Annotated in this window: 10 protein-coding genes; all 10 read left to right on the forward strand. The window is 40.6% G+C overall.

The annotated features are described in order from the left end of the window. The first annotated feature begins 370 nt into the window (after positions 1-370). The 10 genes from ACZ9EE_RS01820 to ACZ9EE_RS01865 all read left to right on the forward strand — a co-directional run bounded on the left by ACZ9EE_RS01820 (position 371) and on the right by ACZ9EE_RS01865 (position 14,476). Complete coding sequence (locus ACZ9EE_RS01820) at positions 371-2,449, forward strand: sigma 54-interacting transcriptional regulator (RefSeq protein ID WP_476025058.1); 2,079 nt, start codon at positions 371-373, stop codon at positions 2,447-2,449. Between the two features lie 372 nt (positions 2,450-2,821). After that, positions 2,822-3,994, forward strand: a complete 1,173-nt coding sequence (locus ACZ9EE_RS01825) for a CoA-binding protein (RefSeq protein ID WP_476024956.1) — start codon at positions 2,822-2,824, stop codon at positions 3,992-3,994. Between the two features lie 267 nt (positions 3,995-4,261). Next, positions 4,262-5,311: an amidohydrolase family protein gene (locus tag ACZ9EE_RS01830; RefSeq protein ID WP_476024957.1), complete on the forward strand. Its 1,050-nt coding sequence runs from the start codon at positions 4,262-4,264 to the stop codon at positions 5,309-5,311. Positions 5,312-5,699: 388 nt separating this feature from the next. Then, positions 5,700-6,464 carry an enoyl-CoA hydratase/isomerase family protein gene (locus ACZ9EE_RS01835; protein WP_476024958.1) on the forward strand — a complete coding sequence of 255 codons (765 nt, stop codon included), beginning with the start codon at positions 5,700-5,702 and terminating at the stop codon, positions 6,462-6,464. Positions 6,465-6,647: 183 nt separating this feature from the next. Further along, the gene (locus tag ACZ9EE_RS01840; RefSeq protein ID WP_476024959.1) at positions 6,648-7,553 is read left to right on the forward strand and encodes an NAD(P)-dependent oxidoreductase; all 906 of its coding nucleotides are present in this window, start codon (positions 6,648-6,650) and stop codon (positions 7,551-7,553) included. 136 nt (positions 7,554-7,689) lie between these two features. Then, the gene (locus tag ACZ9EE_RS01845; RefSeq protein ID WP_476024960.1) at positions 7,690-8,094 is read left to right on the forward strand and encodes a carboxymuconolactone decarboxylase family protein; all 405 of its coding nucleotides are present in this window, start codon (positions 7,690-7,692) and stop codon (positions 8,092-8,094) included. Next, on the forward strand, positions 8,054-8,452 hold the full coding sequence (locus ACZ9EE_RS01850) for a carboxymuconolactone decarboxylase family protein (protein ID WP_476024961.1): 399 nt from the start codon (positions 8,054-8,056) through the stop codon (positions 8,450-8,452). Before ACZ9EE_RS01845 ends, ACZ9EE_RS01850 begins: the two co-directional genes overlap by 41 nt. Positions 8,453-9,675: 1,223 nt before the next feature. Beyond that, on the forward strand, positions 9,676-11,052 hold the full coding sequence (gene rpoN / locus ACZ9EE_RS01855; RefSeq protein WP_476025059.1) for an RNA polymerase factor sigma-54: 1,377 nt from the start codon (positions 9,676-9,678) through the stop codon (positions 11,050-11,052). A 443-nt stretch (positions 11,053-11,495) separates the two neighbouring features. Beyond that, positions 11,496-12,854, forward strand: coding sequence for a CoA-binding protein (locus tag ACZ9EE_RS01860; protein WP_476024962.1), 1,359 nt, complete (start codon positions 11,496-11,498; stop codon positions 12,852-12,854). A 428-nt stretch (positions 12,855-13,282) separates the two neighbouring features. Then, a complete protein-coding gene (locus ACZ9EE_RS01865; protein ID WP_476024963.1) occupies positions 13,283-14,476 on the forward strand; it encodes a thiolase family protein in 1,194 nt (397 codons plus the stop codon). Positions 14,477-14,719: the final 243 nt, after the last annotated feature.

A 14,719-nucleotide genomic window follows, 5' to 3' on the forward strand; every position in this document is an offset into this window, starting at 1 on the left:
TTGAATACATGAGTAATCCTCTGAGCTTCCAGGACAAGGTGATGGTGTCCGTCCACCCGCATAATAACAGAGGAACCGGAGTTGCGATCATTAATTGATTTCAAAAATTAAACATACAAGAAATCCACAACCTCAGCCCATAAAAAGGGATGAGGTTTTTATAGAGACATGATTGTAACAGCTAAAACGGCAATCTTTGGTTACCGGAAACAGATCGCAGCATAATGCCCGGCTGTGGTGGGTCAAGATTGCTGCCTAAGCGGATCGGGGTTCAACTGGCAAAGGAGTAGTTCTGCACAAAGAGATCCCTAAATTCGATAGCTAATAGTGCTGGGCATGTGTTTTTGAGGAGGTGTTTGGCTTGAAAAGGATGATAAGTAGGGAAATTGCTGTCAAAACTTCTATTCGAATAAAGGTGAATCAACGAATGACAGAAGTTGCGCCTTTATTTGAACAATCCAGTCTGGAGGGTGTCCCTGTATATAGCATTCATGATCAGCTCATGGGGATTTTGGCTTGGGACACTGTAAAATGCGCCATTCAAAATGGTTTAAATGAAATTTCGCGATTACCATTGAACCAGGACTATGACTTCGTTTTAGACACGGATGACATCTGTGCATTAATCCGTCATAAAAAAGCGTTTTTTTTAGTTCAAAATAAACATCAATCGATTATTGGAATCATCAGCCAAAGCCAATTAAAGGATGCCTATATCGATATGCTCCAATCTCGCCTAAAGGAATTGGAGGCGGTTTTTGAACATGCCCCCGTTGGAATTGCATCGATTGATAAAAACGGATTATTTTCTTCCTATAATCCGGCAGCAGAAAAGATATCCGGTGTAAAAATAGAAAATACGATTGGTCGCTTCGTAACGGATGTGGTTGTTCCTGGGGGGATGCTGGAAGTCCTGCAGACAGGAGAATCCCAGGTGGCTAAAAAGTATGAGGTTGGAAACAGAAAATATATCTCAACAAGGACTCCCATTATAGAAGGGGAAAACATTAACGGTGTCGTCTCCGTTTTTCAGGATATTTCGGAGCTTGAGAATATATCGTTGGAACTGGACACGGTTCGCAAACTAAACCAGCAACTTGAAGCAATTATTCGTGCCTCGTATGATGGGATTATCATTACCGATTGCAATGGGGAATATCTTCGCTATAATCAAGCTATTGAAAAGCTCTTGGAATTGGATTTTTCCAAACGGCACCCCAAAAATTTATTTCAGAATTTCCCTTCATTTAAATCCGATATAACAAAGAAAGTTTTGAAAGAAAGAAAATCGATTACTCTATCTGATATTATGGAAGAATCCGGGGTAAACTTAATCATTACCGTAAATCCAGTTATGATTGAGGAAAATGTAGATTATATGGTAGTTAATGTGCGAAATATCACCAACTTAATTCAGTTAAAAAAGGAAGTAGAAGAAAATAAATTAATTACGGAGCGATATAAGGAAGAATTATCCCAATATCGTACGGAATTAAAATCCCATATCCATTTTATAGGAGAGTCTTCCAAAATGAAGCAAGTGTTGCATTTAGTCAAAAAAGTATCTTCGTTTGAATCAACGACCTTAATATTGGGGGAATCCGGTACGGGAAAAGAGGAAATTGCCAGACTTATTCACTTGAATAGTTCACGGAGAGAAGGACCTTTAATCACGATCAACTGTGGAGCAATCCCCGAAAACCTGCTCGAATCGGAACTATTTGGATACGAAAACGGGGCTTTTACGGGAGCGGGCCAAAGAGGAAAGCCAGGGATGTTTGAATTGGCCGATAAAGGAACCCTCTTCCTCGATGAAGTGGGAGATCTACCTCTTTCCTTACAAGTGAAGCTATTAAGGGTGATTCAAGAAAGGGAAGTCACCCGAATCGGAGGAATCATGCCAAAGAAAGTGGATGTCCGCATTCTTGCTGCAACCAATATGAACTTGGAGGAAAAAGTAAAAAGTGGACAATTTCGCGAGGATCTCTTTTTTCGTCTAAATGTGATCCCAATTATGCTCCCGCCTCTTCGCGAGCGAGAGGAAGACCTCATACACATGATCGAGATGTTTCTTGATGGATTTAATCAGTCGTACGGGCTAACCAAAAAATTTACGCCAGACTCTTATGAAATGCTATTGAAGTATAATTGGCCGGGGAATGTGCGTGAATTAAAAAATGTGATCGAGCGTTGTTTTGTTCTATCCGAAGGAGATGCGATTCAATTAAAAGATATTAAACTACCATTATTTGTACCTCAGGAGGTATCCAATGTGCAAAGCATGGTAGAAGAAGTAGAAATTCGCCCCCTTAAGGAAGCGGTGATGGAGTATGAGAAAAAACTCATTGACAAGGCCATTGAAAAGTACGGGAATACTTATAAAGCGGCCAAAATGTTACATGTAGACCAATCTACCATTGTTCGAAAGTTACAGAAACTAAAGGCGTAAATTACGTTAATTATCCGAGGAAGAGACGACTATTTAATAGGTAATTCCTAAACAAGGCTATTACCTTCTTCTATTGGATATCCCTATTTTTCAAAAAATTTCAGTCCAAACAAGGTTAGGTGTAACGTAGGGTTTGTAGGTCTTGACAATGTATTCCTACATTAAAAATGAAAAATTGCATCTTTACTGAGAAAAATAAACGAGTCACGCTTGGAAATACGGCCCTTCAAATTGGCACATTTTTTGCAAAGGTAATAGATAAATAGTAAATAAAAGGAGGGATATCTCTGATAGAATACAGCTTTCCTGATTTATCTTATCTCATTTCTTAGCAATCTGTTGCATTCATTGGAGCTTCGATCGACACCAACGATGGGGGGAAGAGCACTCATTAATCTTCAAAAATCTCAATTTCAGGGTAAGATCTATCCAGTACACTCCGAGCAAAGTGAAATTTTTGGAATGAAGGCCTATCCTAATTTGACGAGTATACCCGAACTAGTGGAAACAGTTGTCATCTACTCAGCCGCAAGTTCCATCCTACCATTGCTTAATGAATGTGAAGAAAAAAAAGTAAAGTTCATTATCCTTTCAACTCTCATTATTGAAGCAACAGAGGAGAGGTGTGTTTTGGAAAAAGCATTGAGAGCTTTTTCTGACAGAACAGGAATTCGAATTTTAGGCCCCAATAGTTTTGGCTTATTCAATATAGCAAAACCGTTTGGTATCTCTTCCTCGTTATATTATGAACCGAAACGCTTACAAAATGGCAGGATATCGGTTGTCACCGTAGATGGGGGATTGGGGAGAACCATCCTAGACGCAGTTGATCGAGGAATTGGTTTTAATTATTGGGTTTCTACTGGAAGCGAAGCAGATTTTGAAGTTGCTGATTTTATCAAATATATGGCATACGATTCCACTACACAAGTTATTTTTGCGATAGTCGAAGGGATCAAAGATAAACAAAAGTTTCTGAATGCGCCAGAAGCGGCGAACAGGGCTGGGAAGCCGCTTATAGTATTAAACATTGGGCAACAGGCAATGGGAGTGGAGAATCATCAGGCAGGCATCATTTCAGCTGTAGACCTCGATGAACTGATTGATGTGGGATGGCTTTTTGTCAATCATGGAATTCCAGCCGGGAACAGGATCGGCATATTCGCATACTCCGCTGGGATTAAAAACTTACCGGCCCAAAAGTGTAAGTTAGCCAATCTTGCAGTTCCCGATCTTACCCCTAAAACAAAAGGGCTTTTACAGCGAATAGCATCTGAATTTGGAATAGCCTCCAATCCTATGCATTTGACGAATTCCATCTTTCAAAATTTAGGGATGTATAGGGAATACCTGGAGATATTTGCAAATGATCCTAATTTGGATGTGGTAGTTGTTCCGTTTCCGTATAAATTAGGAACCTACACAGAAGTAATGGTGAGACAAACCGTAGAGGTTGCTAGACGATTGAATAAACCAATTATTCCGTTATGGAATTCATTATCCGGAGAAATGGAAGCGAGCTTCTATATATTGATGGATAGTTGACTTCCTTTCTATCGAACGGCCGATGCATGTTTCAAGTCAGTAAAGCATTTTACGGATTATTAAATGAATCGTAGTGTCCTGATGAAAAAGAGCATTTTATAGAAGAAAAGATAGTGCGGTAAGAACGCCGATTGGATGGGCTGAATGTTTTCTGAAAGGCATATTAAGAAAACTAAATAGCCATATGTAAAATTCCACTTATAAATAAATTTAAAAAGGATGTATGTTAATGGAATTGCAAAACAAAAAAGGTTGGGAGGAATAACGATGAAAACAAAGCGCTTGGAAGGCCTCGAGGAGCCAATCCTTGATGCAGATTTGCCTATTGTCGACTCGCACCATCACCTTTTCGACCTGCCGGGCAACCGGTACATGGCGGATGATTACAGTTCTGATGTAAATGCGGGGCACAACATCGTTGCCTCAGTTTATTGCGAGACCCAGGTGTTTTCAAGGTTGAACGGTCCGGAATATATGCGCCCGATTGGAGAGGTCGAGTTCGCAAATGGCATAGGTGCAATGCATTCCACCGGAGTTTACGGAAGCGCTCGGATTTGTGCAGGAATCATCGGACATGCAAATTTGACTTTTGGATCGAAAGTCGGCGAACTATTGGACCGTTGCCTCGAAGCAGCACCCGATCGATTCCGCGGGATCCGGCACGTAACGCTGGACTATCCTGACGACAGACCATTTAGGTATGTTATGACTTACAAACCGCCAGCTGGGATTCTGGAAAGTAATGAATTCCCTCGAGGACTTGCTGAATTGGAAAAGCGCGGGCTTACGTTCGACGCTGCAATATACCACCCCTCGCTGCCGAAGTTGACGTCTTTGGTGGATCGATTTCCAGGGTTAACATTCGTCCTAAATCACATGGGTACTGCTGTCGGCGTGGACATGACAGAATACGAAAGAGCTGAGGTCTTTCATACTTGGAGAGCTTCGCTTCGGGAGATCGCGCGGCGCCCGAACGTGGTGTGTAAGATCGGCGGTCTGGGGATGCCAGTCTGGGGATTCGGTTTCGAGGAGCGAAATGAAGTGATAGGCTATAGGGAACTTGCTGACACTTGGCGTCCCTATGTCGAGACCGCGATTGAGGCCTTTGGCGCAGATCGGTGCATGATGGAGAGTAACTTCTCTCCAGATGGTCGCTCTTGTGGCTACGTGCCCCTGTGGAACGCTCTGAAGCACATTACCCGCAGCTACAGCGATTCGGAAAAGAAGGACCTTTTCCATGGCACCGCGATGCGCATCTACCGCCTGAACCTTGATATACTTAGCACGGCAGAAAGGTCGACGACTCTCAGAAACTAATGTTAGTTGCATGGCTTCCAGCATTGACAATCGTGTTTGCCACGATCAACGCTGCGAACCAGGTAAAGTGATGCGTATTTTTAGGAAAGTCTAAGTTTCAATGGATCGTAAGTGATTGATGTATTTCTGCATCGAAAAAATGAATAATTAAATTAATATTTCCACCGTTTTAAAAGAAATAACAATAAATTTGTATTTTTAGCTTGGCACGTTTATTGCAAATGGTGTTTATTAGAAAACTATTTTAATAACAAAGAGAGTGGTATTTTATAGGGAAGGTTTCACTCACAGTAAGGAGAAGGTCCATCGTTGCATAGGTTGCCTTAATCGCAGCGAGTGCGAATCAATGATATTAGAGGATGTACGTTTGTATCGAGGAGGAAAGTAAGTGGAAAATCAAGCTGTATTGTATGAGGTTAAGGATCAGGTGGCCATTATTACCTTGAATGAACCTGGTTCCCACAATGCTCTAAGTAAAGCAATCCGTCAAGGACTTTGGGATGCATTTGCACGTCTTCGTGATGATCGCGATGCCAAAGTGGGGATAGTTACCGGAATAGGTAAAACATTTTGTGCCGGGGCCCATCTTAAGGAATTTGCCGAAAACAAAACTGCGGTTCCTGATAGAAATCTTATACCTATGTTAAATCGAAATATTTGGGTGAATAAACCCGTGATTGCTGCAGTGAATGGGGATGCCCTCGGTGGCGGTTTTCTTCTAGCGCAGCAATGTGACTTGGCCATTTCGGCTGATCATGTACGGTTCGGCATGCCGGAAGCGCGTTGGGGTCGGGGAGCACCGTGGTCCGTGCCGTTGATGCATATGATTCCGCAACGAATCTGGATGGAGATGGCTTTAACGGGAAAGTTAATCAGCGCGCAACGTGCCTATGAGATTGGGCTCTTAAATGATGTAGTGCCACTGACTGCTTTGATGGATAAGGCGATGGAGCTTGCCCAAAGCATTGCAGCCGGCGCTCCACTAACGATAACAGCGACTCACAAGATGGTGTATTTGGCGACCGAGATGGGTCGAACGGCCGCCTGGGAAAGTGCAGATGCGATTTTTGAGAAGGTTTATGAGAGTGAGGATGCAATCGAAGGGCCGTTATCATTTAAAGAAAAGCGCCCCGCTAATTGGAAGGGACGTTAAGTAGGACGATTAAAATTGTGGATAAACGGAAAAGCAGTTGATGCTAAACGTTCCGTACCCAGATTCGTCAAAGAGCATGATTGTAGCTTAAATGCCAATTCCAATAAAAATGAAATATTATTATAAATAGATTCGTTTAATTAACTCCATTATATATTCGATAAAAAGGAAGTTGATCGGAAAATGGCTCAGGAAAATCATACTCGGGTTGGGCTGATTGGTGTTGGAAATATGGGGAAACGCTTTGCGGGGAGATTGCACGAACATGGTTTTCAACCGATCGGTTACGACGCTGATGCCGCAAAGGTTGCGGAGGCCGAAATCCTGGCTGCTGAAAGCATTGCTGACCTAATGGCACGAAGTGATGTCATCCTGTTGTCCTTGCCGGACAGTAGGATTATTGAGAAGGTGTCATACGGAGAAAACGGGACCATCGCGAATTCACGGCCCGGCGAGATCATTGTCGATCTCAGCACAGCTCGTCCCGCATCGACAAAGGCGCTGTACGCCAAATACCAGAAGAAGGGTGTCGAGTTGATAGACGCAGGCATTACCGGAGGCGCTGCTTCTGTTGTAAAGGGAACGTCGACCATCATGGCTGGAGGTTCCAAAGTTGCATTGGAATCAGTGAGAGGGGTCCTCGAAACATTCAGCAAGTACATTTACTATATGGGAGAGAGTGGAACCGGACATGCGGCGAAGGTTTTGAACAATTTTCTAGGTAACCTTGCCTTGTCGGCTACCGCAGAAGTGATGGTGACAGCGAAGAAGGTTGGTCTAAACTTGGAAACTTTTTTAGACGTTGTCAATCACGGTGGTGGCATTAATTTCTCGACCTTAAACCGGTATCCATCGATCATCCAAGGGGATTATATGGAGGGTGGTTTGACCAATAATCTTACGGCAAAGGATGTGTCCTTATACATCGAGCTGACAAAGGAACTCGGTGTCTTAAGTCTTCAAGGGGCAAGTTGCCTTAACTCTTATGAGATTGCAATCGGCATGGGATACGGCGACGTGATCAATACCCGTTTGGTGGACGTACTGGGCGATTTATCCGGAGGTGTACGACTCTACGAGAAGGATTGACCTTGTAAGTGAATCGTGACAAGGCTGTGATGGCCTAAAAATCAATGTATCATGTGAAACAGAGCCTGCGTTTGTCGGAATTTATTTCCGGATAATGCAGGCTTGCTTATTTTGAAACAAATAGGAGGACGAAAGGATGAGCAGAATTGAACTGAGCGACAGTAAATGGAAGGGACTATTTGGTAATATTCATCTTCCAATAGCTGAAACCGACCCGGATTTCCATCAATTAATGAAGAATTTCATTTATGGGGAGATATATTTTCAAGGCAACTTGGATGACAAAATGAGAGAACTCATTACGCTTGTAGTTTTGACAACAAACCAGACTTTAGAAGAATTAAAACGGCATGTGGGTGCAGCATTGAAGATTAGTTTAACCCCAATCGAAATCAAAGAAGCAATCTATCATTGTGCGCCGTATATCGGATTTTCAAAGACACAAAATGCCATCCATCAGGTAAATGAAACGTTTAAGGAAAAGAAACATTCCATTTTCGGTGGAAAGCCAGAAACAAACAACGGAAGAAACCAGACATGAAAAAGGACTGAAAGCACGGAAAATGGTTTCTGGTGATCGAATTGACAGAATACTAGAAAGCACACCGGAAAACCAGAAGCATATTCAGAATTATCTTTCAGCATATTGTTTTGGTGATATTTATACAAGAAGCGGACTGGATTTAAAGGCAAGGGAACTGTTGACATTCTGTATCCTATGCTCTTTGGGTGGATGTGAGAATCAAGTACGTAGTCATATTCAGGGCAATGTCAATGTAGGCAATAATAAAGAAACTTTGCTATCAGCTCTGACACAGTGTATTCCTTATATTGGCTTTCCGAGGGCATTGAACGCTATTGCCTGCATCAATGAAATCATTCCAGAAATGAAAGAATAACCTCAAATAAGACCAGAATAGACGAAATTTTATTAAAGTCGTCCGGAAATTCATAAAAAGTGGTATGAAGATAAAGGCAGTTATTCTAAAAAGAAATGGTGAAACAGAAATTCCGGCCCCTAAATAAGAGTCCAGAATTGTATTTCGCGATTGGGTGTCAATACTAAGATGTTTCTCTCATGCAAAATGCCATACATAAACGGAAAATCACATCAAATCTATATTCTCCTAGCTTTTTTTCTGTTGGCATGCATCTCTAAGATAATAGAGTAATAGCTACTAGCATCAAAGAGGAGTAATTTAATATTGGCTTTCTTAGGAGCCGGAAGGATACAAAAATTAATTTCAAAGGAGGATTTTTGAAAGCATTTACAAATCGTGGTTACTCATGTAAGGAAAAGAGATTTAGAGATGTGGATACAGCTCCTTCTAAAATAGGAACGATTTCAGGAATAACCATATTTTTTTTTCTCTGGAATGATTTTAAGGCCAACTATAACAGGAAATCTTATTGCAAACCGGATATCTTTCAATGTTTTTAGGAGCATCCATTGCAGCTTTATTGGCAAGTATCAATGCTATTTGTAAAGCCGAGGAAAAATACTGCCATTTCCAAATTAGATTCGTTAAGCACGAATCTGAATTTGTCTAAAAATTTATAACAAGTGAGAGGTGTCCCCTTTTGACAAAATGCGCAATTCTGTACACCGAAATCGTATAAACAGCCATGAAGAAATCCCTCAGGCCAGCTAGTTTAGGTAACTACTTTACATCCTCTTCTTCGTATCATACTTCTAGGACATCGATTTAGGATTGCTATCAAAAATTCGACAAAGACAATATAGATAAACACGTATTGTCTTCCATCCTCACGGTTACTGCATATATCTTCAGTTCTACTTACGCCTCATATGTAAACTTGCCAGTGAGTCCCGAAGTAAAGGGACACAACGTTTAAAGTGTTTTCGGATAAAGCTGCCGGTAGAACCGGCAGCTTTTTTACGATTGTTAGAGAAATAGCATTTATTAAGATTATTAAATTAACACTGCAGAATTACATCATAAATGCGATGTTGCATTTTTTTAAAAAATTAAAATAATTAAAAATACTATCCGAATAAGTTTTTTTATTTGGCATGGTTTTTGCATAGTAAATCGAAGATTAACTATATAAAATATTTAAAAATTATGGGATAGAGATGGGGGAGGAAGATAACATGAAAATGGGTTACGGATTGTTTGCAGAGCAATCCATGAAATTAGTGATGACACCTCAACTTAGACAAGCGATAAATATTTTGCAATTATCTGCTTTCGATTTAGTTGGGTACTTACATCAGCAATTAAATGAAAATCCAGTTATTGAGCAATTCGATGCAGATTCAAATTCAAATTCTCATTCAGTAGATCCGCCAACGCAAGTGAAATCACAGGAGATGGACTGGAAGGAATACTTACGTCATAATTACGAGCCTAGAAGCAAGATACAAAAAATCGAAAACGCTTCCAGCCCTTTGGATTGGATAATAAAAAGTGATGTAACATTAGAAAAGCATCTTTTAGAACAGCTTTCCTATCTGAAGAAGCTCCATCCAATGGTGAAACGAATCGCCCAATATATTATCGGCAATTTAAATGAAAAAGGTTATTTGGACCTTACCATTGAGCAAATCGCGGAAAAACTTGATATGCCTATTGGGGAGGTTGAGCAGGGGCTGTTTGTTGTTCAGGGTTTAGAACCAAGGGGTGTGGGTGCAAGAAGTCTAAAAGAGTGTTTAATTATACAGATGGAATATCAGGGTCAAAGTGATAGCCTTAGTTATCAAATCGTTAAGAGATATCTATCTGAGTTGGCAGAAGGGAAAATTAATAAAATTGCTAAAAAGCTTGAAGCAACATCAAGCCAAGTCCAAGCAGCAATAGACTATATACGAACTCTAAATCCGAGACCAGGGTTGGTCTACCAATACGAAGAGGATAGATATATTGTTCCGGATGTTACTATAGAGAAGGTAGAAGGAAATTACGTTGTACTAGTCAATGATTCGATAACTCCACGAATAAGCATCAGTCCTTTTTATCAAAAGTTGAATAATGGAGAAAGTGAAACAAAGAAATACATTCAAGAAAAGATAAACGCAGCTAGTTGGCTCATTCGCAGTTTAGAACAACGTAGAATCACAATACGCATGGTTGCTGAGACTATTGTAAAGAAACAGCGGGATTTTTTCGAGTATGGCATTCAAGCTTTAAAGCCAATGACATTGAGGGAAGTTGCCGATACGGTAGGCCTTCACGAATCAACAGTAAGTCGGGCTACCACTCAAAAGTATGTACAAACACCGAGAGGGACCTTTGAACTGAAATATTTTTTCTCCTCGGGTTTATCTACTTTGTCGGGTGAGATGGCATCATCCGAAAGTGTAAAAAAACAATTGAAGAATTTAATAAAAGAAGAAAACCACGATAAACCATTATCTGATCAACAGTTAAGTGATATATTAACCAAAAAAGGCATTTGTATTTCCCGAAGGACAGTGGCAAAGTATAGGGATGAATTGGGCATCCCTTCATCAGGAAAAAGGAAACGTTATAATTAGGGAAGCATGTGAAGGAGCGTGAACGGAGGTACTAACTGGTAAACAAACCTTAATAGTAGATTATGCAATGTTGTAGATAGTTTTTGGTTGGGTTGCCCTATTAAACAGGGTCTATCTGCTATTTTTTGGAATCTTTATTTAATGAAGAACAAGTTTTCCATGCAAATATAAATTTAAAAATGAATTTTTAATTTAAAATAGCAGTCTTCTAAATATATCTAGCTAAATATGAGTACTTTTTTGTTTGGCACGTTTTAGCCCAAGAAAGGTTTGAGGCAATGCTAGGGTATATAGGTCTCAACAATGTATTCCTACATCAAAAATGAAAATTTGCATTTTAAATAAGAAAAATAATCAAATCATGCCTGGAAATCTCAGACTTTTAATTTGGCACATTTTTTGCAAAAGTAATAGATAAATAGTAAATAAAAGGAGGTATATCTTTGATAGAATACAGCTTTCCTGATTTATCTTATCTCATTTCTCCGCAATCTGTTGCATTCATTGGGGCTTCGATCGACACCAATTCGATGGGGGGAAGAGCACTCATTAATATTCAAAAATCTTACTATCAGGGTAAGATCTATCCAGTACACTCCGAGCAAAGTGAAATTTTTGGAATGAAGGCCTATCCTAATTTAACGAGTATACCCGAACAAGTGGATACAGTTGTGATCATTGAAAACGCAAGCTCCATCCTAGCTTTGCTTAATGAATGTAAAGAAAAAAAAGTAAAGTTCATTATCCTTTTAACGCGCTTTACTGAGGATACAGAGGAGAAGCGCGTTTTTGAAAAAGCATTGAGGGCTTTTTCCGACCGAACGGGAATTCGAATTTTAGGCCCCAATAGTTTTGGTTTATTCAATATAGCAAAACCGTTTGGTATCTCTTCCTCGTTATATTATGAACCGAAGCGCTTGCAAAATGGCAGGATATCGGTTGTCACCGTAGATGGAGGATTGGGGAGAACCATCCTAGACTCAGTTGATCGAGGAATTGGTTTTAATTATTGGGTTTCTACCGGAAGCGAAGCTGATTTGGAAGTTGCTGATTTTATCAAATATATGGCATACGATTCCACTACACAAGTTATTTTTGCGATAGTCGAAGGGATCAAAGATAAACAAAAGTTCCTGAATGCGGCAGAAGCAGCGAACAGGGCTGGGAAGCCTCTTATAGTATTAAACATTGGTCAGCAGGAGTTGGGAGTTGAGGACCATCCAGGCATTATTTCGGCGGTAGACGTCGATGAATTAATTGATGTGGGATGGCTCTTTGTGAAACATGGAGTTCCTGTCGGGAACAGGATTGGCATATTCGCTTACTCCGCCGGTATTAAAAACTTATTGGTCCAAAAGTGTGGGTTAGCCAATCTTGTGGTTCCTGATCTTACTCCTAAAACAAAAGGTCTTTTGCAGCGAATTGCATCTGAGTTTGGGATGGCCTCCAATCCCATGCATTTGACGACTTCCATCTTTCAAAGTTTAGGGATGTATAGGGAATACCTTGAAATATTTGCAAATGATCCTAATTTGGATGTGGTAGTCGTTCCGTTTCCGTATAAATTAGGAACCTACACAGAAGTAATGGTGAGACAAACCGTAGAGGTTGCTAGGCGATTGAATAAACCAATTATTCCGCTATGGATTTCTTTATCGGGAGAAATGGAAGTGAGCTTAGATATTTTGATGGATAGTGGACTTCCTTTCTATCGAAAGGCCGATTCATGTATCACGGCAATCAAGCATTTTACGGATTATTACATTAATCGTAGTGTCCTGATGAAAAAAAGCATTTTATAGAAGAAAGGATATTTCAGAAATAAATAACAATGAAGTCGTCATTGTCAGAGAGGTTATTAATTTTCATGCAGAATGGCATTCATAAATGGAAAATTACATCAAATCTATTCATTCAGACTTAATAATACTAGGATTCTTCTAGTATTTTCTTTTGGCATGCATTTTGCAAAGATAATAGAGTAACAGCCAGTAGCATCCACTGAGGAGTAAATTAATATTGGCTTTCTAAGGAGGTGGAAGGTTACAAAAATTAATTTCAAAGGGGGAAGTTTTGTAAGCACTTACAGTTACTGAAGAAAAAATTTTTATAGGAGAAAAACAATTTATTAAAGATAATGTTGTAGTCCCCTACGGGAACTACAATTGCGAGGAAGATGGAAGTAAATTCGCCATAGAAGCCTTGCGACAGAAGAGGGAGGATCCCAACAATGAGGAATGGTGAAATAGTCATTGTAAGTGCGGTAAGAACGCCAATTGGGCGGGCTGGAGGTTCTTTGAAAAGTATAGAATCAAGCCAATTGGCTGCAATAGTGATGCAGGAAGCGATTTTTCGAGCGGGACTTGAACCGCAACAAATCGATGAAATCATCTTGGGACAGGTTCGGCAAACTTCGGAGTCATCGAATGTCGCCAGGGTTGCTGCACTAAGGGCCGGGATTCCGGAAACAGCAAATGCGTTTACCGTAAATCGATTGTGTGCATCCGGGATGCAGGCAGTTGTGTCGGGAATACAGGAAATCGCTTTCGGTCAGGCTGAGATACTCGCTGTGGGCGGTACGGAGAATTTAAGCCAGGCGCCCATCTATTTGCGGAATGCCCGCTTCGGTGAAGGAAATCCTATATTGGTGGATTCAAATTTAGAAAATGGGGCTCAGCCACCTGAGAGGTATGGGAATCATTTGAGCATGGTAGTAACTGCAGAAAATGTAGCGGATAAATATCGTATAAGCCGTGAAGAACAGGACGCATTCGCCGCCCAAAGCCAAAGCCGAGCACAGAAAGCAAATCAATTAGGAAGGTTTCAGAAAGAAATCGTAACGGTAATGGTCAAAGATAAGAAACGTACCATTGAATTTTCGGAAGATGAGCATCCTCGGCCAGAAACGACCATCGAAACATTATCTAAATTGCGCCCTATAATCAATGAAATTGGTACGGTAACCGCCGGAAATGCATGTGGTAGAAATGACGGCGCTGCGGCTATGATTCTCATGTCGAACGATAAGGCGAATCGGTTGGGCTTAAAACCACTGGCGAGAATTGTGGATTGGTCCACATCAGGGGTTTCACCCGAAATCATGGGAATAGGGCCGGTTCCTGCGGTAAAAAAACTGTTAAAGAAAACCGGATTGAGCCTTTCCGATATCGGATTGATTGAACTAAACGAAGCATTTGCTTCGCAAGCATTAGCCGTCATCCGGGAACTTGGGCTAGATGTGGACAGAGTAAATGTCAATGGAGGGGCCATTGCGCTTGGACATCCGCTAGGAGCAACCGGCGCTCGGCTGATGACATCGCTCATGTATGAAATGCGCCGGCGCAATGTACAATATGGAGTTGCTACCTTATGCATCGGAGGCGGACAAGGGATGGCCATATTACTAGAGCTACTAGAGATATAAAAGGAAGAGCTCTCTTTGATGCAATAGTACATTGGGTCATGAATTAAAACATTAATTTTATGGTTTTCCTAAATAGGTAATAAAATAGGAACATTTATAACGTGGCGCAATTATTGCAGGAAAATCAATTATATAAAGGAAATTGCTTCTTCTCTGTTTAAAATGAAAACTAGTGCCAAAATTGTATTCTAAACTAATAGAATTCGGGTGAACTAGTATGGTAGATGTAGCTGGCAATAACTA

The organism is Bacillus sp. URHA0034, from assembly GCF_056280405.1.